General features: G+C 68.2%; 23 protein-coding genes. 12 read left to right on the top strand and 11 right to left on the bottom strand.

Annotation, left to right across the window (positions count from 1 at the left end; translation table 11 throughout):
- The first annotated feature begins 17 nt into the window (after positions 1 to 17).
- Both dnaJ and V4U86_RS25235 read left to right on the top strand, forming a co-directional pair.
- Complete coding sequence (gene dnaJ / locus V4U86_RS25240; RefSeq protein WP_395308584.1) at positions 18 to 1,196, top strand: molecular chaperone DnaJ; 1,179 nt, start codon at positions 18 to 20, stop codon at positions 1,194 to 1,196.
- Positions 1,197 to 1,287: 91 nt separating this feature from the next.
- Positions 1,288 to 1,581, top strand: a complete 294-nt coding sequence (locus V4U86_RS25235; RefSeq protein WP_395312208.1) for a heat shock protein transcriptional repressor HspR — start codon at positions 1,288 to 1,290, stop codon at positions 1,579 to 1,581.
- A gap of 69 nt (positions 1,582 to 1,650) precedes the next feature.
- Here the strand turns inward: V4U86_RS25235 and V4U86_RS25230 are convergent, their stop codons facing one another.
- The 4 genes from V4U86_RS25230 to V4U86_RS25215 all read right to left on the bottom strand — a co-directional run bounded on the left by V4U86_RS25230 (position 1,651) and on the right by V4U86_RS25215 (position 4,957).
- Complete coding sequence (locus V4U86_RS25230) at positions 1,651 to 1,809, bottom strand: hypothetical protein (protein ID WP_395308583.1); 159 nt, start codon at positions 1,807 to 1,809, stop codon at positions 1,651 to 1,653.
- Positions 1,810 to 1,904: 95 nt separating this feature from the next.
- Positions 1,905 to 2,795, bottom strand: a complete 891-nt coding sequence (locus tag V4U86_RS25225) for an aldose 1-epimerase (protein ID WP_395308582.1) — start codon at positions 2,793 to 2,795, stop codon at positions 1,905 to 1,907.
- A gap of 12 nt (positions 2,796 to 2,807) precedes the next feature.
- Positions 2,808 to 3,959, bottom strand: a complete 1,152-nt coding sequence (locus V4U86_RS25220; protein WP_395308581.1) for an FAD-binding oxidoreductase — start codon at positions 3,957 to 3,959, stop codon at positions 2,808 to 2,810.
- A gap of 11 nt (positions 3,960 to 3,970) precedes the next feature.
- Positions 3,971 to 4,957 (bottom strand): ABC transporter permease, encoded by a 987-nt coding sequence (locus V4U86_RS25215; protein WP_395308580.1) that lies wholly within the window; start codon positions 4,955 to 4,957, stop codon positions 3,971 to 3,973.
- 148 nt (positions 4,958 to 5,105) lie between these two features.
- Between V4U86_RS25215 and V4U86_RS25210 the strand changes: the two genes are divergently transcribed.
- Complete coding sequence (locus V4U86_RS25210) at positions 5,106 to 5,684, top strand: TetR family transcriptional regulator (protein ID WP_395308579.1); 579 nt, start codon at positions 5,106 to 5,108, stop codon at positions 5,682 to 5,684.
- On the opposite strand, the gene V4U86_RS25205 is transcribed toward V4U86_RS25210, so the two are convergent.
- From V4U86_RS25205 to V4U86_RS25195, 3 genes are read right to left on the bottom strand one after another with little or no spacing between them, the layout of a single operon-like run.
- Positions 5,644 to 6,765, bottom strand: coding sequence for a GGDEF domain-containing protein (locus V4U86_RS25205; protein ID WP_395308578.1), 1,122 nt, complete (start codon positions 6,763 to 6,765; stop codon positions 5,644 to 5,646). The genes V4U86_RS25210 and V4U86_RS25205 overlap by 41 nt on opposite strands.
- A gap of 57 nt (positions 6,766 to 6,822) precedes the next feature.
- Complete coding sequence (locus V4U86_RS25200) at positions 6,823 to 7,494, bottom strand: GAP family protein (RefSeq protein WP_395308577.1); 672 nt, start codon at positions 7,492 to 7,494, stop codon at positions 6,823 to 6,825.
- Positions 7,491 to 8,060, bottom strand: a complete 570-nt coding sequence (locus V4U86_RS25195; RefSeq protein ID WP_395308576.1) for a hypothetical protein — start codon at positions 8,058 to 8,060, stop codon at positions 7,491 to 7,493. Before V4U86_RS25195 ends, V4U86_RS25200 begins: the two co-directional genes overlap by 4 nt.
- A 267-nt stretch (positions 8,061 to 8,327) precedes the next feature.
- Here V4U86_RS25195 and V4U86_RS25190 point away from each other — a divergent pair, with 267 nt between their 5' ends.
- Positions 8,328 to 9,239: a glycosyltransferase family 2 protein gene (locus V4U86_RS25190; protein WP_395308575.1), complete on the top strand. Its 912-nt coding sequence runs from the start codon at positions 8,328 to 8,330 to the stop codon at positions 9,237 to 9,239.
- Between the two features lie 4 nt (positions 9,240 to 9,243).
- Here the strand turns inward: V4U86_RS25190 and V4U86_RS25185 are convergent, their stop codons facing one another.
- Complete coding sequence (locus V4U86_RS25185; protein WP_395308574.1) at positions 9,244 to 9,885, bottom strand: hypothetical protein; 642 nt, start codon at positions 9,883 to 9,885, stop codon at positions 9,244 to 9,246.
- 172 nt (positions 9,886 to 10,057) lie between these two features.
- Between V4U86_RS25185 and clpB the strand changes: the two genes are divergently transcribed.
- The 7 genes from clpB (at position 10,058) to nhaA (ending at position 18,813) form a co-directional block, all read left to right on the top strand.
- Complete coding sequence (gene clpB / locus V4U86_RS25180; RefSeq protein ID WP_395308573.1) at positions 10,058 to 12,604, top strand: ATP-dependent chaperone ClpB; 2,547 nt, start codon at positions 10,058 to 10,060, stop codon at positions 12,602 to 12,604.
- A 124-nt stretch (positions 12,605 to 12,728) separates the two neighbouring features.
- The gene (ttfA, locus tag V4U86_RS25175; RefSeq protein ID WP_395308572.1) at positions 12,729 to 13,544 is read left to right on the top strand and encodes a trehalose monomycolate transport factor TtfA; all 816 of its coding nucleotides are present in this window, start codon (positions 12,729 to 12,731) and stop codon (positions 13,542 to 13,544) included.
- The gene (locus V4U86_RS25170; RefSeq protein WP_395308571.1) at positions 13,541 to 14,323 is read left to right on the top strand and encodes an SDR family NAD(P)-dependent oxidoreductase; all 783 of its coding nucleotides are present in this window, start codon (positions 13,541 to 13,543) and stop codon (positions 14,321 to 14,323) included. The genes ttfA and V4U86_RS25170 overlap by 4 nt, the downstream gene beginning before the upstream one ends.
- The gene (locus V4U86_RS25165; RefSeq protein ID WP_395308570.1) at positions 14,324 to 15,226 is read left to right on the top strand and encodes a hypothetical protein; all 903 of its coding nucleotides are present in this window, start codon (positions 14,324 to 14,326) and stop codon (positions 15,224 to 15,226) included.
- A complete protein-coding gene (locus tag V4U86_RS25160; protein ID WP_395308569.1) occupies positions 15,219 to 15,869 on the top strand; it encodes a TrmH family RNA methyltransferase in 651 nt (216 codons plus the stop codon). Before V4U86_RS25165 ends, V4U86_RS25160 begins: the two co-directional genes overlap by 8 nt.
- A 26-nt stretch (positions 15,870 to 15,895) precedes the next feature.
- Positions 15,896 to 17,029, top strand: coding sequence for a glycoside hydrolase family 76 protein (locus V4U86_RS25155; protein WP_395308568.1), 1,134 nt, complete (start codon positions 15,896 to 15,898; stop codon positions 17,027 to 17,029).
- Positions 17,026 to 18,813: a Na+/H+ antiporter NhaA gene (nhaA, locus tag V4U86_RS25150; RefSeq protein WP_395308567.1), complete on the top strand. Its 1,788-nt coding sequence runs from the start codon at positions 17,026 to 17,028 to the stop codon at positions 18,811 to 18,813. Before V4U86_RS25155 ends, nhaA begins: the two co-directional genes overlap by 4 nt.
- Here the strand turns inward: nhaA and V4U86_RS25145 are convergent.
- Both V4U86_RS25145 and V4U86_RS25140 read right to left on the bottom strand, forming a co-directional pair.
- The gene (locus tag V4U86_RS25145; protein WP_395308566.1) at positions 18,810 to 19,505 is read right to left on the bottom strand and encodes a DedA family protein; all 696 of its coding nucleotides are present in this window, start codon (positions 19,503 to 19,505) and stop codon (positions 18,810 to 18,812) included. The two genes, nhaA and V4U86_RS25145, sit on opposite strands and share 4 nt — an antisense overlap.
- Before the next feature lie 25 nt (positions 19,506 to 19,530).
- Positions 19,531 to 20,031, bottom strand: coding sequence for a lipoprotein LpqH (locus V4U86_RS25140; RefSeq protein WP_395308565.1), 501 nt, complete (start codon positions 20,029 to 20,031; stop codon positions 19,531 to 19,533).
- A gap of 100 nt (positions 20,032 to 20,131) precedes the next feature.
- On the opposite strand from V4U86_RS25140, the gene fbaA reads away from it, so the two are divergent.
- Positions 20,132 to 21,172, top strand: coding sequence for a class II fructose-bisphosphate aldolase (gene fbaA, locus V4U86_RS25135; protein WP_395308564.1), 1,041 nt, complete (start codon positions 20,132 to 20,134; stop codon positions 21,170 to 21,172).
- On the opposite strand, the gene V4U86_RS25130 is transcribed toward fbaA, so the two are convergent.
- Positions 21,173 to 22,651, bottom strand: a complete 1,479-nt coding sequence (locus V4U86_RS25130; RefSeq protein WP_395312207.1) for a PPE domain-containing protein — start codon at positions 22,649 to 22,651, stop codon at positions 21,173 to 21,175. It abuts the gene before it with no gap.
- Positions 22,652 to 22,689: the final 38 nt, after the last annotated feature.

The following is a 22,689-nucleotide window of genomic DNA, read 5'->3' as shown; positions in this document are numbered from 1 at the left end:
CGAGGAGGTGACGCACGATGGCTCAGCGTGAGTGGGTCGAGAAGGATTTCTACAAGGAACTGGGCGTCACCTCCAGCGCCACCAAGGACGAGATCAAGCGCGCCGCGCGCAAGATCCTCGCCGAGAACCATCCCGATCGGAACCCGGGCAACACCGCGGCCGAGGAGCGGTACAAGGCCGCCTCCGAGGCCAAGGAGGTGCTCACCGATGACGCCAAGCGCAAGGAGTACGACGAAACCCGGCGGCTGTTCGCCAACGGCGGCTTCGGCCGGCGTAGCGGCGGCGGTGCCGGGGGCTTCGGCGGATTCTCCAGCGAGGGAGCCGAATTCAACCTCGGTGACCTGTTCGATCAGGCCGGCCAGGCAGGCGGCGCCAACATCGGCGACCTGTTCGGCGGACTGTTCGGCCGCGGTGCCCAGCAGCCTCGGCCCAGCCGGCCGCGGCGGGGCAACGACCTGGAGACCGACACCGAGTTGTCGTTCCTGGAGGCGACCAAGGGCGTGGCGATGCCGCTGCGGCTGACCAGTCCGGCTCCGTGCACCAACTGCCATGGCAGCGGTGCCCGGCCGGGCACCAGCCCGAAGGTGTGCCCGAGCTGTAACGGTGCCGGTGTGGTCAACCGTAACCAGGGTGCGTTCGGTTTCTCCGAACCCTGCACCGAATGCCGGGGCAGCGGTTCGATCATCGAGCATCCCTGCGATGAGTGCCGTGGCACCGGCGTCACCACCCGGACCCGCACCATCAACGTGCGGATCCCTCCGGGCGTCGAGGACGGTCAGCGGATCAGGCTGGCCGGACAGGGTGAGGCCGGGCTGCGGGGAGCCCCGTCGGGCGACCTGTACGTCACCGTGCACGTGCGTCCGGACAAGGTGTTCGGGCGTGACAGCGACGACCTGACCGTCACCGTGCCGGTGAGCTTCCACGAGCTGGCTTTGGGCACAACCCTTTCCGTGCCGACTCTGGAAGGCAAGGTCGGGGTCCGGGTGCCCAAGGGCACGTCGGACGGACGGATCCTACGGGTCCGGGGCCGGGGTGTGCCGAAACGTTCGGGTGGTCACGGTGACCTGCTGGTCACGGTGAAGGTGGCGGTGCCGCCGAACCTGGACGGTGAAGTCGCCGAGGCGCTGGAGGCGTACGCGAAAGCGGAGCGGGCCAGTGGATTCGACCCGCGTGCCGGATGGGCGGGGAACCTGTGATGAGCGCTTGCGCGAAGAACCGGAGGCCCAGGTGAGCAAGCGCAACGAAGCTCGGACCTTTCTCATCTCGGTGGCCGCCGAGCTGGCCGGGATGCACGCGCAGACCCTGCGCACCTATGACCGGCTCGGACTGGTCAGCCCGCAACGCAGCTCCGGAGGAGGTCGGCGCTACTCGCAGCACGACGTCGACCTGCTCCGCGAGGTGCAGCGGCTGTCCCAGGACGAGGGCGTGAACCTCGCCGGTATCAAACGCATCATCGAACTCACCAATCAGGTTGAGGCGCTACAGAACCGGGTGTCCGAGTTGACCGCCGAGCTCGAGCGGGTGCGTAAGCCCAGCACCGCACTGGTGTTGTGGCAGCCGCGCAACAAGCGTCAGGCGTAGACAAGCCAGCGACTGGCCGGGCCAGCCCGTCCGGTCGTCACCACCACAGCACGATCGCGGTACACACGATCAGGATGCCGGCTTCTCCAGGAACTGGTTGTCGAGGAATTGGGTGTAATCGGGCAGTTCCGTGGTCGGCTCGATGGACTTCTGGGTTTTCGCCCACTCGCCGAGTTCGGTCAACTTGGTGGCCAGGCCGCGCAGCAACCCGTCGACGAGATGGCGCATCTCGCACTCGGTCGGTTGTTGGACGGCTCACTGGCCGAGTCGGATCCGCTGACCGCCACGCTCAAGATCGGGACCACCTGTGGTTGCTCAGGGGATCAGGACACGGTGACGCTGAACTCGAACGTCACCGGCTCACCGTCGGCGACCCGGTAGCCACCACGTCGCAGCGCGTCGGTGGGTGCGGCCATCGGTTCGATGGCGATCAGGTCATCCCCTTCGGGAGCGAACAGCTGTGCAGCCGGGTAACCCTGAGCGAAAAGCACGTCGATGCGGTGCGTCCCACCGGTGACGGTGAACACCGCACGCTCGGGCACCCGGTCGAATCCGTCGTCGAGTGCCCGGTCGGCCAGCGGCTCCGATTCGGCAGCCCAGGGTTCTCGTGCCCCGGTCGGCAGACCCCGATCGTCGACCGGCAGGTGACGCATCGCGGGAGTGGTCAATACCCACTCGGCGCGCGGCACCCCGGGAATCGTGAGGTACGGGTGATACCCGAAGCACAGTGGCACCGCCACCCCGGTGGCGGGAGCGACGGTGGTCGCGATGGTCAGCGTGCGGTCGGCAAGCGTGATCCGCTGGGTCAGCTCATGCGGAAACGGGAAGGCCGCCAACAGTTCCGGGGTGTCGTAAGCGAGCACGGCGGTCAGCTCATGCGCGGAATGCTCCACCCGCCAACCCGGGTGTGCGGCGAGCACGCCGTGCATGGGTGCACCGTTCGGGTCGGTGCGCACCCCGGCCACGCCGCCCAGGTCTACCGTCGCGGACCCGGCGGCATAGTCGTTGCCGCTCAGCCGGTTCGCCCACGGGTACAGGATCGGGATGCCCATTGTCTTGGCGTCGGTGAGGTAAGCCTGCAGGCCGCGGCGCTGGCCGAGGAACTCGACCCCGTCCTCGGCCAGTGAGGTGCCGATCATTCCGGCCTCGGGGACGAAGGTGGCCGTCAGCGCGGAGGATCGATCCTGCAGGGTGATGCGCTCCAGCTCGGGCATGGGAGGATTCTTTCACGCCAGCGGATCGTGTTGGATACGTTCGGGGGGAGCGCCTTTGGCGATCAGCGCGGCCCTCGTCGCGGTCACCATGTCGGGGCTGCCGCAGATCAGGATCTGGCGGTCACCCCAACTGCCGTAACCGGTCACCACATCGGGCAGCCGCCCGGTCTGGCGGACGTGCAGGCCCCGCGGTGGCCGGTGGTCGGGGTACTCGACGGCCCACGGCGGATCGGTGGCGTACTCCGAGACGGGGGTGACCGACAGCCACGGGTTCATCGACGCGATCTCCCACAGCGTGGGCAGGTCATAGAGGTCGCAGGGATAGCGGCCCCCGAAGAACAGGTGAACCCGCGGATTGTCGGCGTACAGGCACAGATCGGAGATCAACGCTCGCAGCGGGGCCAGTCCGGTGCCACCCGCCACCAGCAGCACGTCACCGTCACTGCGGTCGATGTGCAGTCCGCCATGTGGATTGGACAGCCGCCAACGGTCTCCGGGGCGCGTCTCGCCGACGATCGCCGGACTGACCATGCCCCCGGGCACCGACCGGATGTGGAACTCGATGGCCCCGCCGGGGTCGGAGGGAATGGACGGGCTCAGGTAGCGCCACCGGCGCGGCCACTGCGGCACCTGCACCGTCACGTACTGGCCCGGGTGATACGGCAGCGGACGATCCAACTGCAGCCGGATGACCGACACGTCCCGGGTCGCCCGGATGTGTTCGATCACCGTGCCGTCGACGAACGGGGGTCCCTGCTCGGCGTTGGCCGCCCCCCGCATCACCCCGACCAGCAATTGAACGAAATCCGATGTGGCTTCGGCGATCCGGCTGTCCCACGCATCCGCCAGCTGATCGCGCAGCGTGCTCAGCAGTGCCTGGTGCAACGTGTCATAGTGCTCGGACGTGACGCCGTACTTGCGGTGATCCCTGCCGAGCTGGGCCATGAAGGCCACGGGCTCCTCGGCGCGCTGGGCGATCATCTCGGCCAGCAGCCAGTCCAGCGCCTCGGCGAAGGCCGCGCGCTGGCGGGTCAGGTCCGGGGGGAACAGGTCGCGCACCGACATGTCGGTGGCGAACCACCGGGTGTAGAACCGGCCGATCACCCCGTCGGCGCCGACCGCGACGCGCAGCGTCTGCAGTGCATCGCGGTCGTCGAGTCCCACGGAGAGCGAGTTTAAGCCCGGCGCATGCCGGCGATCGCGATGAGCACCACTCCGGCAACGGCCCAGCAGGCCAGCACCACGAGCGCGAGACCGGCACCGGACCCACCGAAGTAGGCGCATGAGCGCAGCAGTGTCGCGTTGGCGCCCTGCGGCAGCAGTTGGCCGAGCATGCCCCAGCCCGCCGGCAGCATCTCCGGGGCGCTGGTCAATCCCGACAGCGGATTGCCGACCAGCACCGCGAGCAGCGCGCCGATGCCCAGTCCGACCTTTCCGAACACCGAGCCCAACCCGAGCATGAACAGCAGCGCCGCGCCGACCCCGAGCGTCAGACCCCCGGCCACACCCCAGAAGTTCTGGTCGATCGACCCCAGCGGGTAGCGCAGCAGCGCGGCGATGGTGACTCCCATCAGGGCCGAGAAGACGATTGCCGCGGCGAACCGTGTCCACACCTGACCCTTGAGCGCGAGCACCAGTGCGAAGGCGGGCAGGATGCCGGCCAGGGTGATCGGCAACGCGGCCGCGGCGAGTCCGGCGCCCTGCGCGGCGCTGAGCGGGACGAGGTCCTCGGTGGCCAGCGGTGTTCCGCTCTGCTGGGCGATGCCCGTACCGACCTGAGTGAGCAACTGTGCCACGGCCGGACTCGCCCCGCCGGCGGTCAGCAGCAGGGGCCCGTCGGCGCCGAACGCGAGACCGCCGTACACCTGACGATCCAGGATGGCGTCGCGCAGGGACTCGGTGCCCGGGTAATAGGTGACCGCGAATGCGCCCGGTGCCTTCTGTTCCAACACCGCCGCGACCTGACCGGTGGCGGCTTGCGGTCCGGCGATGCCGATCGGCACATCGTTGGGTTTCGACTTGGTGGCCGGCAGTGCGAAAGCGATGGCCAGGATCGCCAGGACGGCGGTGAGCCCGACGACGATGGCGGTCGCGATCGCGGCCGGCGGCGGGTGATGTCCGGCGGTCTGGGACTGCATGGCCGGTGACTGCAGCGTCATCATGCCCTCTTTTCACCGAGTGTTGAAATACTGTCCAGCTGAGGGTAGACCCGGCCGGGCATTATTTCAACACTCGGTGAAATGGTAGCTTTCCGATGTGGTGCCACCAGCGGCGAAAGGTCCCCGTCGGGGGAGGAGGCAGGGCGAGCCGGTGTCCCGGGACGCGGTGCTCGCCGCTGCCAAACAACACTTCGCCGCCTCCGGCTATGAGAAGACGACGCTGCGGGCCGTCGCCCGGGACGCCCAGGTCGATCCATCGATGGTGCTGTACCTGTTCGGCTCGAAGGAGGGCCTGTTCCGGGCGGCGATGCAGTTGATCGTCGATCCGCAACGCCTGGTCGAGGCGATCACCGACGGCGACGAGGCCGGCCTCGGCACCCGACTGGTGCGGGCCTATCTGGACATCTGGGACAACCCGGACACCGGCGCCAGCATGGTCGCCATGGTGTCATCGGCGACCTCGAACGCCCACGCCAACCAGGCGTTCCGGGAGTTCATGCGGGAGTACGTGCTGACCGCGGTGTCCGGAGCGCTGGGCGGGGGGGCGGACACCCAGTTGCGCGCCGTGTTGGCGGCCAGCAATCTGATCGGTGCCGTGTTCCTGCGCTACATCATGCGGGTCGGGCCGCTCGCGGAGGTGAGCACCGACGAGGTGGTGCGGATGATCGCACCGACCGTGCAGCGTTACCTCACGGCCGATGCCGAGGAGCTCGGTCTGCCGCCGGTCTGACCCGCGGGTGTCCCTGACCGGAATGGTGGACCCGGTTACCGCCGGCACGCTTGGCGCCGTACATCGCCACGTCAGCCTGGTGGATCAGGCCGTCGATCAAATCGAAATGGCCGCTGGTCGTGGCGTGACTCAGCGGCGCGTACGCGGTGCCGATGCTGGCGGTGACCTGCGTCGGGGTCAGCGCGATGGCTCGACACAACCGGTCGGACAGGACATCCGGATCGGCGACGTCCGCGGTGACGGCGACGACGAACTCCTCCCCGCCGACGCGGCCGATCACCGCGGTCTCCGGGCAGGCGCCGCGCAATACCGCCCCGACCTCGATGAGGGCTCGGTCGCCGGCCTGATGACTCATTGTGTCGTTGAGCCGCTTGAAATCGTCGAGGTCGATGAGGATGACGATCAGGTAGGTGCCCTGACCCCGCATCAGCAGCGCATAAGCCGACTGGTAGAACGCGCGCCGGGTCAGCACCCCGGTCAGCGAGTCGTGTCCTGAACTGCGCAGGTCGCTGCGCAGCGTGTGGGCCAGCGAGTGGATGCCGAAGGGCACACCGATGTTGAGGCCCAGCACGATCAGGAATGCGGAGAGAGCGAGTGGGATGTCGCCGGTGGAGACGATGAGCCGCACAGCGGACGTCACCGCACACGCCATCGCGACGGCGAGGCTGAGGCATACCAGGGCGAGGTTGTGGAAGAAGGCGACGAACCCGCCGATGACGGCGAAGGCGGTGCATCCCATCAGGGCCCCGTAGGCACTGGACTGCGACAGGCAGGTTGCGCCGATGCATCCGATGGCCGCCAGGCAGAAGAGCGTCGATTGTTGCCGAGTCGGCCAGTTGGTCAACCACGCGAGTGCACTGACCGCCGCGACGAGCGATGCCACACACGAAACCACCATCGTTGTCCGATGATCCGGGCCGGTGGGGCTGCCCAGCATCATGATGGGTATCGCCGCGAGGGTCAGCGTGAAGGCGACGGTCAGGAGGCGCCACCGCGTCTGCAGTCCGCGCTCGTCCAGATACGCGCTGAACCAATCGAAATGGTCGGGCTGTCGAAACAGGTGGCGTAACCGCCGAGCCATGGGGAACTCCGTCGTCGAATCGGTGTCGGTCCCCCGGAGGAACGCTACACCGGCGGTCTAGAGGCCGTGAATTCCCTTGTACAGCACCATCACGCCGATCACGAGCAGGATCGCGGCGACCAGCACGCCGTGCTGACGTTCCATCCACTCCTTGAGTCGGGTCAGCGGCGCGGCCAACCGCTCACCGGTGACGGCGTAGGCCAGGATCGGCAGAATCACCGTGCTGGCGGCGATTCCGACGAAATACAGCATCGCGAGCCAGGCGTGGACCAGACCGATGCCGGAGGACCCGATCGCCAAACCGGCTGCGATACAGATGAACAACACCTTCGGGTTCACCACGGCCAGCACAGCGGCGGTCGCCAGTGCCCGGCCCGGGGTGAGGCCGCTGAGCTTGCGCATCCACGCCGGGGAGTGTTCGGACCGCTGCCGGGTCACCCACTTGTAGCCGCCGAACACGATCAGCGCCAGACCCACCACGATGCGCAGCCAGGACGCCCAGCCGGGCGGCTTGTCCAGGGAGCCCACCAGCCCGGAGGCGGCCACGAAGATGGACGTCAGGGCGGCCAGGCCGATCAGCCAGCCGGCCAGGAATGCGAACCCGGTCGGGCGCGGTCGATCGGTGTGCAGGGCCAGCACCGCGGGGATGATCGACAACGGTGACAGGGCGATCACCATCCCCAGCGGGATGAGTTCGGCGAGAACGGAACCCCAGCTGCTTGTTGTCAAGACTCGCACCACTTCCATCCGCCGTTCTCATACGAGAACGCAATATCGTCCGGGTCTGCACCGTTGTGCTCGATGACTGTATCGGCGGTTGTACCGGTGACCTCGACCGAGGTGACGGTCAGGTTCAACGTGCCCGCCTCGTCGCGCATCTCGGCGAAGCCGGCCCGGGAGAACTGCTCCTCGGCCCGCATCTCGGCACACATGAGAGTGCGCAGGTTGTCGTACTCGTAGCCATTCCAGGCCTGCTGGAACTGCTCGACGACGGTGATGATCTGGTCCTCATCGGAAGGGGCCGGCGCGGCCGTCGTGGACGGCGGGCGCGCCGCCGGACCGGGCGCGGACCCGTCGCGTGTCAGCGCAACGGTGACGGCGGCACCGGCGGCGAGGAACAGCACGGCGGTCGCCGCGCCGACGATCAGCGCGGTGCGTCGACCGGACGCGCGGCCGGGAATCCACAGCGGCCAGCCGGGCGGCGGTGCCGGCCAGGACGGATCCGGGCGCCAGCCGGGAGGCGGCGTCCAGCCCGGCGGCACCGGTGGCCAGTTCGGCGGCGGATTGAAGCGCACCGAAACAGTGTCGCCGAAACTATGCGACGCGGCTCAGCGGCGCGCGCAGCTACCATCCGGTCCCGGTGCGCCGTCCGGTGGATCGGTCGAAGGCCTTGCCGGGCATCGGTCTTCGGCGTGACGGGTGCCGATGGCGACTCCTGACCGGAATTCCGTTCGCTTGGTTCCGCTTTCAACGATCACATTCCGGTCGCGGCACTCCGTGACCTCTTGTAGTGTCCGATTCGATACGCCGACTCGGGGGTCGGCGAGGGACGGGGGTTCCGCATGCTGGCGTTCATCACGTCGCTACGTCATCCGGACAATGCGCGTGACTATGCAAGAAACGAGCGGCTTCTCAAGGACACGCTGAACTCGATTGCACTGCAGACGTCGAACGACTACGTCGTCGTGGTTGTCAGCAACGTTCCGCTGTCCTTTTCGGTGCCGGATCGGGTCGTCTCCGTCGTCGTCGATTTCCCGCCGCCGGCGCCGGCCGGAACGCACGCGTCATACCAGGCTGTGGTGTGGGACAAGGGTACGAAGCTCGGGATCGGCCTGATAGCCGCCCGTGAGTACGCCCCCGACTACGTGATGATCACCGACGCCGACGATTTCGTGCACCGCGATCTCGTGGCGTTCACCCGCGAGCACGCGGGTGAGCCCGGCTGGTACATCGCGCGCGGATGGCGCTATTCCGGCAAACGAAACGTCTACCGCAGCCTGCGTGCGTTCCATCTCCAGTGCGGCACGTCCTACATCCTGCCGTTCGCCGCCTACGGCGTCCCCGACGACGTATCGGTCGGGATCGGGCAGGGAGCGGTCTTCGACATCTTCGGCGACCTGCTGGCCACGATTCTCGGGTCTCACATGAGGGTCCGGCAGTGGGCGAATCGGCATGGCTATCGGCTTGCCCCGCTGCCCTTCCGCGGGGCGGTGCACCACGTGGACACCGGAGAGAATCACTCGGGAGGCACGCTGGGCGGCATCGCGCGGACCGCGACGCGGGAAATGCGAGAGACGTACGGCATGCCGCCCCGGCCCGTCGCCGCGTCCATCCGCCCGCAGTGGGTGCTGGGGACTCCACTCGCGCTCGTCGGGAGTGGCTACGACTACCTGCAGCGCAAGGTGGACGCGTTGGTGGCCGACGATTCCCCGCGGTTCGACCTGACTGCCTACCGGGCCCACGTCGGCCAATGAGGGCTCAGTTGTGACGCGGGGGAGTGGTTCCCTCGAAGTCGTTGCGCCCCAGCGTATTAACGAAATTCGATCCGAGTAGCTCCAGTTCTCGGCCGTATGCGCCGGCCCAGTCGCCGAACGGGTTGTGCGCCAGATACTCGTTGCGGAACCGGTCGTCCTCGGACACTTCGGTGGCGCAGAACCCGGGGATGGTCAGATCGACGACCGGGCTGCCGCGCTCGACCTCGGCGAGCACCAGCGGGGCGTTGCCGCCCAGGAACCGATCGAGGACCCAGCCGTCCTCACCCAGCCAGGCGGAGTACCGGACCTTGGCGACGACGTGTTCGGCCCGCCCGACGATCTGGCCGGCGACCATCGGATCGAGGTCACGCTCGGCTTCGTAGCGGGTGCCGCCGGCCGCCGGGCCCTTGGCGGTCATGGTGCCGATCGTGTCCTCCCCGAGGCGCTGCACCAGATCGGCGGGACTGCCGTCGAGGCCGTCGGGAGCGGGTCCCTGCAGCCGGATGCGGACCGCATAGCCGTCGGCCGCGAACAGATAGGCCTGCACGATCAGCGCGGGGCTGGGATCGGATGCTGCGACGGCGGGCAGTTCGCGGACGAAGAACTTGCGTTCGAACTCGAAGTCACCGAAGCCGGAGTCGGACATGTTCAGACGTTAACCCCGCCCGGCCGAACGTGCGCTGACCTCGACGGGTGCGGCGGGTCGGCGGAATTGTGGAAAAATTTTCAGAGTTGAGCGGAACAGACTCAACCTTGACTGCGTTGGACAACACGAGAAGCATTTTCACCAGCTGCAACAGCCTAGAAAGGTAGGTGTCGTGGACTCGTTCAACCCGACCACAAAGACTCAGGCGGCACTGACCTCTGCCCTGCAGGCGGCCACCTCCGCCGGCAATCCGCAGATCACGCCCGCCCATTTATTGATGGCGCTGCTCACGCAGAACGACGGCATTGCCGCGCCCCTGTTGGAGGCGGTCGGAGTCGAGCCCGCAACCATCCGTGCCGAGGCTGAACGCCTCATCAGTCGGCTGCCCAGCGCATCCGGCTCCAGCTCGCAGCCCCAGCTCAGCCCCGACGCGATCACCGCGATCACCACGGCGCAGCACCTGGCCACCGAGATGGACGACGAATACGTCTCCACCGAGCATCTGATGGTCGGCCTGGCCAGCGGCAGTCACGACACCGCCAAGCTGCTGACCGGTGCCGGTGCCTCCCCGGAGGCGCTGCGGGACGCGTTCACCAAGGTCCGCGGCAGTGCTAGGGTCACCAGCGCCGATCCGGAGGGCACCTACCAGGCGCTGGAGAAGTACTCCACCGACCTGACCGCGCGCGCCCGCGAGGGCAAGCTCGACCCGGTCATCGGGCGCGACAACGAGATCCGTCGCGTCGTGCAGGTGCTGAGCCGCCGCACCAAGAACAACCCGGTGCTCATCGGTGAGCCCGGCGTCGGTAAGACGGCGATCGTGGAGGGCCTGGCCCAGCGCATCGTGGCCGGCGATGTGCCCGAAAGCCTGCGGGACAAGACCGTCATCAGCCTGGACCTCGGGTCGATGGTGGCCGGTGCCAAGTATCGCGGTGAGTTCGAGGAGCGGCTGAAGGCCGTGCTCGACGACATCAAGAACTCGGCCGGGCAGGTCATCACCTTCATCGACGAGTTGCACACCATCGTGGGCGCCGGTGCCACCGGCGAATCGGCGATGGACGCCGGCAACATGATCAAGCCGATGCTGGCCCGCGGCGAACTGCGTCTGGTCGGCGCGACCACGCTCGACGAATACCGCAAGTACATCGAGAAGGACGCCGCCCTGGAGCGCCGCTTCCAGCAGGTGCTGGTCGGGGAACCCACGGTGGAGGACACCGTCGGCATCCTGCGCGGTCTCAAGGACCGCTACGAGGTGCACCACGGTGTGCGCATCACCGACTCCGCGCTGGTCGCCGCGGCCACCCTCTCGGATCGGTACATCACGGCGCGGTTCCTGCCGGACAAGGCCATCGACCTGGTCGATGAGGCCGCGTCCCGGCTGCGCATGGAGATCGACTCGCGCCCCGTCGAGATCGACGAGGTCGAGCGGCTGGTCCGGCGCCTCGAGATCGAGGAGATGGCGCTGGAAAAGGAGGAGGACGACGCCTCCAAGGACCGGCTGGAGAAGCTGCGCGCCGAACTCGCCGACAAGAAGGAGCAGTTGTCCGAGCTGACCACCAGGTGGCAGAACGAGAAGGGCGCCATCGACATCGTCCGCGAGCTGAAGGAACAGCTCGACACCCTGCGGGGTGAGGCGGACCGGGCCGAGCGCGACGGCGACCTGGCCAAGGCCGCCGAGCTGCGCTACGGCCGTATCCCGGAGGTCGAGAAGAAGCTCGACGCCGCCCTGCCGGTTGCCGAGGCTCGCGAGAACGTGATGCTCAAGGAGGAGGTCGGCCCCGACGACATCGCCGAGGTGGTGGAGGCGTGGACCGGGATCCCGTCCGGCCGCATGCTGGAAGGGGAGACCGCCAAGCTGCTGCGCATGGAGGACGAGCTGGGCAAGCGCGTCGTCGGGCAGCGTAAGCCCATCGCCGCGGTGTCCGACGCGGTGCGCCGCGCGCGGGCCGGTGTCGCCGACCCGAACCGCCCGACCGGGTCGTTCATGTTCCTCGGCCCGACCGGCGTCGGTAAGACCGAGCTGGCCAAGGCGCTGGCGGAGTTCCTGTTCGACGACGATCGCGCCATGGTCCGGATCGACATGAGCGAGTACGGCGAGAAGCACTCGGTGGCCCGCCTGGTCGGTGCGCCTCCGGGCTACATCGGGTACGACCAGGGTGGTCAGCTCACCGAGGCGGTGCGTCGCCGCCCGTACACGGTGGTGCTGTTCGACGAGATCGAGAAGGCCCACCCGGACGTGTTCGACGTGCTGCTGCAGGTGCTCGACGAGGGCAGGCTGACCGACGGCCAGGGCCGCACGGTGGACTTCCGCAACACGATCCTGATCCTGACCTCCAACCTGGGTGCCGGTGGCACCGAGGAGCAGGTGATGGCCGCGGTGCGATCGGCGTTCAAGCCGGAGTTCATCAACCGGCTCGACGACGTGCTGATCTTCGAGGGCCTCAACCCCGAGGAGCTGGTGCACATCGTCGACATCCAGCTGAATCAGCTGCAGAAGCGGCTGGCCCAGCGCAGGCTCACCCTCGAGGTGTCGCTGCCCGCCAAGAAGTGGCTTGCCGAGCGTGGATTCGATCCGCTCTACGGCGCCCGTCCGCTGCGCCGGCTGGTGCAGCAGGCCATCGGCGATCAGCTGGCCAAGATGCTGTTGGCAGGTCAGGTGCACGACGGTGACACAGTGCCGGTCAACGTCAGCCCGGACGGAGACAGCCTGATTCTGGGCTGATTGTGTGACTTCGGCGCGCTCACGTACGTTCTGCGCACGTGAGCGCGCCGAAATCGCGTTCCGGCGGGGATTGTGACCTTCTCGAGTTCGGGCGAAACCACCCCGAGCAAGTACGCTGAGGGCAATGGTTCCCCTCTGGTTCACGCTGTCCGCCCTCTGCTTCGTGGGGGCGGCCGTCTTGTTGTACGTGGATATCGACCGTCGGCGCGGTTTGGGCCGGCGGCGTAAGTCGTGGGCGAAGTCGCACGGTTTCGACTACGAACACGAATCTGCCGACATCCTCAACCGCTGGAAACGCGGTGTGATGTCGACCGTCGGTGAGAGCGTCTCCGCGCGCAACGTGGTGCTCGGGCAGATTCGCGGCGAGGCCGTCTTCATCTTCGACCTCGATGATGTGGCCACCGTGATCGCCCTGCACCGCAAGGTCGGCACCAATGTGGTGGTGGATCTGCGCCTGAAGGACATCAAGGAGCCGCGCGAGAGCGACATCTGGCTGCTCGGCGCGATCGGCCCGCGGATGGTCTACTCCACCAACCTGGATGCGGCCCGCCGGGCCTGTGACCGCCGGATGGTGACGTTCGCCCACACCGCACCGGACTGCGCCGAGATCATGTGGAACGAGCAGAACTGGACGCTGGTGGCCATGCCGATCACCAGCACCCGCGCCCAGTGGGACGAGGGTCTGCGCACCGTGCGCCAGTTCAACGATCTGCTTCGCGTGCTGCCTCCGGTGCCGCAGCCGGGACACAGCGCCCGCACCGGGCAGCCCGCGCTGGCCCGTCGCAGCGGGTCCCCGAGCCGGCCTTTGCTGCCGCGCCCCGCTGAACTTCCCGCCGGACGCGGCGACCAGCCGCCCGGACGTGCGGATGTGGGCCGCTACATGCAGCAGCGCCCGCCGGTGCACAACGGCACCCGGCAGGCGCCGCACTACCAGCGGTGACCCGGGAAACACGGTCGGCGCTGATCACCGGGCCCACCGCCGGTCTGGGTGAGGGATTCGCCCGGCGCTTCGCCGCTGACGGATACAACCTGGTCCTGGTGGCCCGTGACGAGACGCGGCTGAACCAACTCGCCGCCGAACTGCGCGACGTGGCCGGCGTGACCGTCGAGGTGCTGCCCGCCGATCTGGCCGTGGCTGCCGACCGTGAGAAGGTGGCCGAGCGACTGCGGTCCGGGGTGCACACCCTGGTGAACAACGCCGGTTTCGGTACCTCGGGGGAGTTCTGGACCGCCGACTACGCGCTGCTGCAATCCCAGCTGGACGTCAACGTCACCGCAGTCATGGAACTCACCCACGCCGCGCTGCCGTCGATGCTGGCGGCCGGCTCGGGCACCGTCATCAACGTCGCCAGCGTCGCCGGTCTGATGCCGGGGCGCGGATCCACTTACTCGGCGTCCAAGGCTTGGGTGATCGCCTTTTCGGAGGGGCTGTCCAATGGCCTGACCGGCACCGGTGTCGGGGTGCACGCGCTGTGCCCGGGTTTCGTGCGCACCGAGTTCCATCAGCGTGCGGGCATCGACATGGCCGGCACCCCGTCCTGGTTCTGGCTACAGGTCGACGACGTGGTGCGCGACTGCCTGGCCGACGCGGCCAAGGGCGAGGTCGTCATCGTGCCCGGGCTGCAGTACAAGGCACTGACCGCCGGCAGCCGCCTGGTGCCACGGAAACTTTTGCGCGTCTTGACCAAACGAGTGGGTCGCGGCAGAGGGCGAACCTGAATGCGGTTGGCGCGCAAGGTGGCGTCCGTACTTGCGGTCGTGACGCTGCTGGCCGGCTGCTCGGCCGGTGACGACCACCGCGGCCCGTGGGGCACCCAGCAGGCGGCGATCGGTGATTCCCTGTCGATCCTGGGCTGGAACGTCTCGGTGTCTAATCTGCGTTTCGAAGGTGACCGGGTGCTCATCGACGTCGACGCCGCGGTGGCCGACGAGGGCGGCGAGCACGCCGCCCCGGAGAGTCTGCGTTTCGGTCTCTACGGCGCGCTGGCCCACCCGATCGAGGCGAACGCCGTCGGCGGATGTGCCTCGGCCACCGACCTGAACCTGCAACCGATCACCGCCTCCGATCCGCAACGCCTCAGCGGGACAGCATGTTTGGGACCGCTGCGGGACCAGAGCCAGGTGCGCGGGGTGTACCTGTATTCGCCGCAGGACCGGATCCCACAGACGACCGTCGCTTACGCGGCCGCCTTCCCGGTGGGCCTGGCGCCCACCAATCCCGCCGATACCGGCCTGGCGCTGCGCTCGACGAGTGTGGACGCCTTCCGGGCCGACGGTTCGCAGATCGCGCCGACCGCGCTGGGGGACCCGCAGGCGTTCACCGGCAACGGGTACATGCTGCTGGGGTTGTCGATCGACGGGCTGGCGCAACGGTACGAGGACGACGCGGTGGCCCGGGGCGGACCGCTCATGGTGCTGACCGCACCCACCCTGCCCGGGGCCGGCCTCTCCTACGCCTGCTCGGTGTACGGGTCCTCCTTGCTGGTGCTGCCGGACGCGGCCCGGGACGCGGTGTCCGTCAGGGCGTCGATGTGCACCCAGGGTGAGATCAACGCCGCCCTGCTCTACCCGTCGGTGTCGGTGGTCGGCACCCGTGCGGCGCTGTGGACCACCGGTGACTGACGACGCCAAACCGGGTCCGACCGAGTGGGGCGAGACTCCCGGAGTCGGGCCCTGGCCGGGGACTCCGCCGGACGACCAACGCTACGACCCGGACCTGCTGCGCGACGGGGACGCCCGCAATGTCGTTGACGCCTACCGTTATTGGACGCGCGAGGCGATCATCGCCGACATCGACAAGCGTCGCCACCCGTTGCACATCGCGATCGAGAACTTCGGCAGCGACGCCAACATCGGCACCGTGGTGCGCACCGCGAACGCCTTCGCCGTGGACACCGTGCACATTGTCGGCCGTCGCCGGTGGAATCGCCGCGGCGCCATGGTGACCGACCGCTACCAGCGGCTGCGCCACCACGACAGCACCGCCGAACTGCTGCAGTTCGCCGCCGACGAGGGCCTGACCGTCGTCGCCGTCGACAATGTGCCCGGGTCGCTGCCGCTGGAAACCGCGGTGCTCCCGCAGCGCTGCCTGTTCATCTTCGGGCAGGAAGGTCCCGGGATCACCCCGGACGCATCCGCGGGTGCGCAGCTGACGGTGTCCATCGCACAGTTCGGATCGACCCGCAGCATCAACGCGGGCGTGGCCGCCGGCATCGCGATGCACGCCTGGATCCGCGCGCACGCAGACATATCCCAGGCATGGTAGGGCCCGACTAGGGCAGTATCTAAGCCATGGTGCAGGTGTGGGCAAATCGTGCGGCCAGTTCCGAAGCGGCCATCGTCAAGCGCCACCTCCGGCGATTATGGGGGCTGCCCGGCACCCAGCTCGGCGTGGTCGCCTGGCCGGCGGCCCGCAAGCAGACCCTGTTCGGCACCTGGCATTACTGGTGGCAGGCGCATCTGCTGGACTGCCTGGTCGATGCGCAGCGGCGCGACCCGCAGCCGGAGCGGCTGACCCGCATCAACCGTCAGATCCGGGGGCACCGGATCCGCAACAACGGGCGCTGGACCAACGACTACTACGACGACATGGCCTGGCTGGCGCTGGCGCTGGAGCGTTCCGGCCGGCTGTGCGGGGTGGGGCGGCCCAAGGCGCTGGACAAGCTGGCCGACCAGTTCCTGAACTCCTGGGTGCCCGAGGACGGCGGCGGCATTCCGTGGCGTAAACAGGATCAGTTCTTCAACGCCCCCGCCAACGGGCCGGCCGCCATCTTCCTGGCCCGCCATGACCGGCTGCGCCGCGCCCAGCAGATGGCCGACTGGATCGACGAGACGCTGATCGACCCCGAAACCCGGCTGGTGTTCGACGGCATCAAGGCCGGTTCGCTGGTCCGCGCCCAGTACACCTACTGCCAGGGTGTGGTGCTGGGGCTGGAGGTCGAACTCGCCCGGCGCACCGAGGACTCCGACCATGCCGCCCGGGTGCACCGCCTGGTCGCCGCGGTGCGCGAGCACATGACCACCTCCGGGGTGATCCGCGGCGCCGGCGGCGGTGACGGCGGCCTCTTCAACGCGATCCTGGCCCGCTACCTGGCCTTCGTGGCCACCGACCTGCCGGGCGACACCGCCGAGGACGATGCGGCCCGCGCCGCCGCGCGCGAGATGGTTCTTGCCTCGGCGCAGTCGGCTTGGGACCACCGCCAGACGGTGGACGGGTTGCCGTTGTTCGGGGCGTTCTGGGACCGCAATGCCGAAGTGCCGCAATCGGTCACCGGTGACGCGCAGTTCGTGGAGGGTGCGGTCAACGCGTCCACGGTGGCCGAGCGTGACCTGTCGGTACAGCTGTCGGGCTGGATGCTGATGGAGGCCGCACACAGCTTGGACTCCGATTCCGACACCGACGCCACCGAGCCCGCAGCCGAGTGATCCGCCGCATCCCGACCGCCGCGCGCAGCGGCGAGAACATCGCCGCCGCGCTGCTGCTCGGCTTCACCGTGCTGGCTATTCTCTGGGCCAATTCGCCTTGGGCGCAGAGTTATACGGACTTCTGGAACACCGAGATCGGCATCTTGTTCGGCAGTGCCCACGCCGAGATGACCGTCAAACATCTGGTCAACGACGCGTTGATGACGTTCTTTTTCTTCGTGGTCGGGCTGGAGGTCAAGAGCCAATTCACCATCGGTGAGCTCACCGACCGCTCCCGTGCGGCGGTGCCGGTGCTGGCCGCGCTGGCCGGGCTGATCGTGCCCGCCTGTGTGTTCCTGCTGTTCAACCCCAGCGGCGACGACGCCCGGGCCTGGGGCGTGGTGATCTCCACCGACACCGCCTTCCTGATCGGCGCCCTGGCCATCATCGGTCCCAAACACCCGGCGCGGCTGCGCACTTTCCTGCTGACGTTGGCCGTCGTCGACGATGTCGGCGCGCTGCTGGCCATCGCCTTGTTCTACTCCGAGCAGGTCCGTATCTGGCCGCTGGTGATCTCGGCGGGCCTGATCGCGGCGATCGCGGCGGTGCGACTACTGCCCGCTGGCCGCGGACCGGCCTACTTCGTCCTCGGCTTCGGCCTGTGGTTGGCGTTGCTCACCGGCGGCGTGCATCCCACCCTCGCCGGAGTTGCGGTGGCCCTGCTGATTCCGGTGTTCACCCCGGAGCGTGATCGGGTGGAGGAAGCCGCGGAGGTGGTGAGCGCCTTCCGCCAGTCACCGAACTCCGAGTACGCCCGCGCGGCCGCGCGCAGCCTGCGCGATTCGATCTCGATCAACGAGCGCCTGCAGACCGGGTTCGGGCCCTACGTCTCGTTCCTGGTGCTGCCGCTGTTCGCGCTCGCCAACGCCGGTGTCCGGTTCGACATGGAGACCATCGAGATGGCGGTGTCGTCCCCGCTGACCTGGGGTGTGATCGCGGGTCTGGTGGTGGGCAAATTCGTCGGCATCACCGCCGCCACCGCGATCGTGCGGGGGACCGGTCTGGGCGCGTTGGCCCCAGGCCTGACCCTGCGCCGCGTCGCCGGTGGCGCCGCGCTGTCCGGCATCGGTTTCACCATCTCGCTGTTCATCGTCGACATCGCCATCACCGACCCGGTCAAGCAGGAGCTGGCCCGCGTCGGCGTACTGGTGGCCTCGGTGGTGGCCTTCGCGCTGGGCTGGCTGCTGTTCACCGTGACCGACCGGTTGAGCCCACCGGTTGCCGTGGGGGCCAGACTCATCCGCGACGTCGACCCCGAGCGCGACCACATCGCCGGCAACCCGGACGCCCCGCTGACGCTGGTCGAATACGCCGACTTCGAGTGCCCGTTCTGCAGCCGGGCCACCGGCTCCATCGACGAGGTGCGGGCGTACTTCGGGGACCGGCTGCGATACGTCTGGCGGCACCTGCCGCTGGAACGGGTGCACCCGCATTCGGCGGACGCCGCCCGGGCCAGCGAGGCGGCCGCCCTGCAGGGCCGGTTCTTCGAGATGGGCTCGCGGATGTTCGAGATGCAGGACCACCTGGAGTGGGAGCACATCTACCGGTACGCCGACGGAGTCGGTTGCGACATCCGCAAGTTCGACGAGGACCTGGAGTCGGCGAAGGTGCTGCACCGGGTGCAGGACGACGTCGACGACGCCGAACTGATGGACCTGAACTCCACGCCGACGTTCTTCGTCAACGGCAAACGGCACATCGGGCCGTACGACTCGGCCAGCCTGATCCGCGCGCTGGAGAGTTAGGACTGCTCGGCGAGCGGACCTTCGCCCGCCTTCTTGGCTTCCTTGCGCCGCTTGTACCACTCGATGGCGATCGGCAGCACCGAGACGATCACGATGCCGATCACGATCGGCTCCAGCAGTTTCTGGATGATCTCGAACCGGCCCAGCCAGAAGCCCAGCAGGGTCAGACCGCAACCCCAGACGATGGCGCCGACGGCGTTGTACAGCGTGAACACCGCGTAGTTCATCTTGGCCGCGCCTGCGGTGATCGGTGCCAGGGTGCGCACGATCGGCACGAACCGGGCGATGACGATCGCGAACGGGCCGCGCTGCTCGAAGAACAGATGGGCCTCGTCGAGGTACTTCTGCTTGAGGAACCGGGCGTTGGGCTTGAACATCGCGGTGCCGACATTGCGCCCGATCCAATACCCGACCTGTGCTCCCAGGACGGCGGCGATCGGGATGAACAGCAGCAGCTGCCAGAGCTGGAAGTTGACGTTGGCGACATTGCCTTCCGCCGAGGCGGTCGAGATGCCGGCGGCCAGCATGCCGGCCACGAACAACAGCGAATCACCGGGCAGGATCGGGAACAGCACGCCCGATTCGACGAACACCACCACCAGCAGTCCGATCAGTGCCCAGGTGCCGAAGTAGCTCAGCAGGTTGATCGGATCCATGAAATCCGGCATCAGTGCCAGATGGGTGGTTGTCATGAGGCCCCAAGATACCGGCTTCGGCTCAGGGGCAGGCCACGGCGATCTGATAGCTGGAATCGACCACGCGCGCCGGGTTCGCCGAATCGGTGCCGGCGCCCGAGCCGGACACGATGACGGTGTCGCCGTTGCGCCGGGCGGTCGGCGTCTGGCTGCCGGCACCCATCGCGAAGCCCAGGGCGACGCCGCCGACGTCACCGATGCTGACCGACCGGACCGCCGGGACGTCGTCGTCGGTCACCACCACGCTGACCCCCAGCGAGCTCTCCCCGATGCTGATGGTGATCAGTCCGTCGTCGGTGGAGCAGTCGACCGGACCGGTGGGCCCGGTGTCCCCGTTGACGATGATCTGCGCCCGGCCGGGCGGAACGGTGCTGGCAGGCGCCGGTGCCGGCGGCTTGGTGGGGGCCACGACCGGGGTCGAGGCCGGGCTGGGAGTGGAGGTCGGCGCGCAGCCGACGAGGGTCGCCGACACGACCGTCGACATTGCGATCGCAAGCACTGACAGGACCGACGGGACGCGCATTTCTGTCAGGCTAAACGGTCCACCTGACAGCCGCCCTGCCGCGGCGGTTCCTTTATTGAGATACTGCCGGGGATAGCGCACGCGAACCAGGAGGAATTCCATGCCCATCGCCACGCCCGAGGTCTACGCCGAGATGCTCGGCCGTGCCAAGGAGCACTCGTTCGCCTTCCCGGCGATCAACTGCACCTCCTCGGAGACCATCAACGCCGCAATCAAGGGATTCGCCGACGCGGGCAGTGATGGCATCATCCAGTTCTCCACCGGTGGCGCCGAGTTCGGCTCCGGTCTCGGTGTGAAGGACATGGTCACCGGCGCGGTGGCGCTGGCCGAGTTCGCCCACGTGGTCGCCGCCAAGTACGACGTCACCGTCGCGCTGCACACCGACCACTGCCCCAAGGACAAGCTGGACGGTTTCGTCCGTCCGCTGCTGGCCATCTCGGCCGAGCGTGTCGCCAAGGGGCAGAACCCGCTGTTCCAGTCGCACATGTGGGACGGCTCCGCGGTGCCGATCGACGAGAACCTGCAGATCGCGCAGGAGCTGCTGAAGCTGTCGACCGAGGCCAAGATCATCCTGGAGATCGAGATCGGCGTCGTCGGCGGTGAAGAGGACGGCGTCGAGGCCGAGATCAACGAGAAGCTGTACACCAGCCCAGAGGATTTCGAGAAGACCATCGACGCGCTCGGCGCCGGCGAGAACGGCAAGTACCTGCTGGCCGCCACCTTCGGCAACGTGCACGGTGTGTACAAGCCGGGCAACGTGAAGCTCAAGCCGGAGATCCTGGCGCAGGGCCAGAAGGTTGCCGCCGCCAAGCTGAACCTGGCCGACAGTGCCCAGCCGTTCGACTTCGTCTTCCACGGTGGTTCGGGCTCGCTGAAGTCCGAGATCGAGGACTCGCTGCGCTACGGCGTGGTGAAGATGAACGTCGACACCGACACCCAGTACGCGTTCAGCCGTCCGATCGCCGGCCACTTCTTCACCAACTACGACGGTGTGTTGAAGGTCGACGGCGAGGTCGGCAACAAGAAGGTCTACGACCCGCGTAGCTACCTGAAGAAGGCCGAGGCCGGTATGACCGAGCGCGTCATCGAGGCGTGCAACGACCTGCACAGCGCGGGTCGCTCGGTGTCCGCCAACAGCTAGTCAGTTCTTCTCGTCCGGGTGCCAGCCGCCCGGCAGCATTGGGCTGACCGCCTGCCCGCCGAATTGATCGGTGGCCACGGTGGTCAGCCCTTTTGCGTGCACCGCCGCACCGCGGGCCGAAGCGCCGATGAACGGTTCGGTGCTGCGTCCGGGTTCGGTTTCGGGGTCCGGTTCGGGCTCGTAGTCGGCGTAGGCGTCCGCATAGGCGCGGTCCTCGATGACCGCCGCCTTCTTGCGGCGGCGTCTGCGCTGTGCGACCGAGCCCGCGGCGACACCCGCGGCGGCGGCCGGGATCCCGGCCGCCGGTGCCTGCGCACTGCTCTGATCGCGCAGGGTCGGGGTGAAACCCTCGCCCGGGTCGCGGTTGGCCACCGCATACGGGATCAGTGGTGCGGCCGCAGTCGCGGCGGGCGCTGCCGGCGCGGCTGCGGTCGCCCCGCCGGCGGGAGCCCCGGCGGCCGTCGCGGCGGGGGCGCCGCCGGTCGGGAGCGCGGCCGGTGCGAACGACTGCTGCTCACCCTGCACGGGCTCGGGGCTCTCACCGAGGTCCAGGGGCGGCAGATCGCCGAATTTGAGGAACTCGACCAGCAGGAAGGCGACGACGCCGATCACGATGCCCACCGCGGCGGCCGCCATCATGGGGGCGAGCAGGATCGACGGGTAGGTGGTCAACGCGCCCACCCAGGAGATCGCCTGGTAGGCCACCGCGGCCAGGAGCGGGCCCCAGGTGTTGAGGGCCTGCGTCGGGTTGGTCAGGAAATCGGTGATCAACCGGAGGCTGTTGCCCAGCGGGTCCTGCAGGAATTCCCACATGAGATCGCCGCCGGGCAACGAATCGAAGTATCCGCGCAGGGAGTCGGCGAGGGCGTTCGACGAATTCAGCGCGGCCGCCGAGTCGACCGCCTGCGGTTGGGAGGTGAGCGCGCTCGCCATCGCGGCGCCCAGTTCGCCGACACCTGGCAGCAGCACCGGCGGCGCAGGCGCAGTGGCCGGGCTGGCCGTCACCGCGGCGGCCGATATCGCCTCATAGGTGCTCATGGTGGTGGCGGCCTGCACCCACATCCGGACGTAGTCGGCTTCGTTGAGCGCGATCGGGATGGCGTTGATGCCGAAGAAGTTCGTCGCCACCAGCACGCTGCGGGTGGAGTGGTTCAGCGCGAGTTCGGCCAGCGTCGGCATGGTGGCCAGTGCCGTCGAATACGCGGCCGCCGCCGTTTCGTGCTGGGCCGCGGTCGCCACGCTGTTCGCGCTCGCCTGGGCCAACCAGCCGAGGAAGGGGGAGTGCGCGACGACGTACTGCTGAGCGCTGGGACCCTCCCAGGCGCCGGCCTGCACTGCGCCGAGCGTGGTGGTCAATTCGGCTGCCGCCGAGGCGTATTCGATGCTCAACTTCTGCCACGCGGTGGCGGCGGCCAGCAGCGGACCGGCACCCGGTCCGGTGCTCAGAAGTGCCGAATGAACCTCGGGTGGTAACGCCATCCACAACATGGCCGGGACTATCGCACAGCCGAAAGGCC

It is taken from the genome of Mycobacterium sp. AMU20-3851, from assembly GCF_043974665.1.
Classification (GTDB): domain Bacteria; phylum Actinomycetota; class Actinomycetes; order Mycobacteriales; family Mycobacteriaceae; genus Mycobacterium.
The sequence above is the reverse complement of the archived record's forward strand: the minus strand, read 5'-3'. Positions and strand labels throughout refer to the sequence as shown.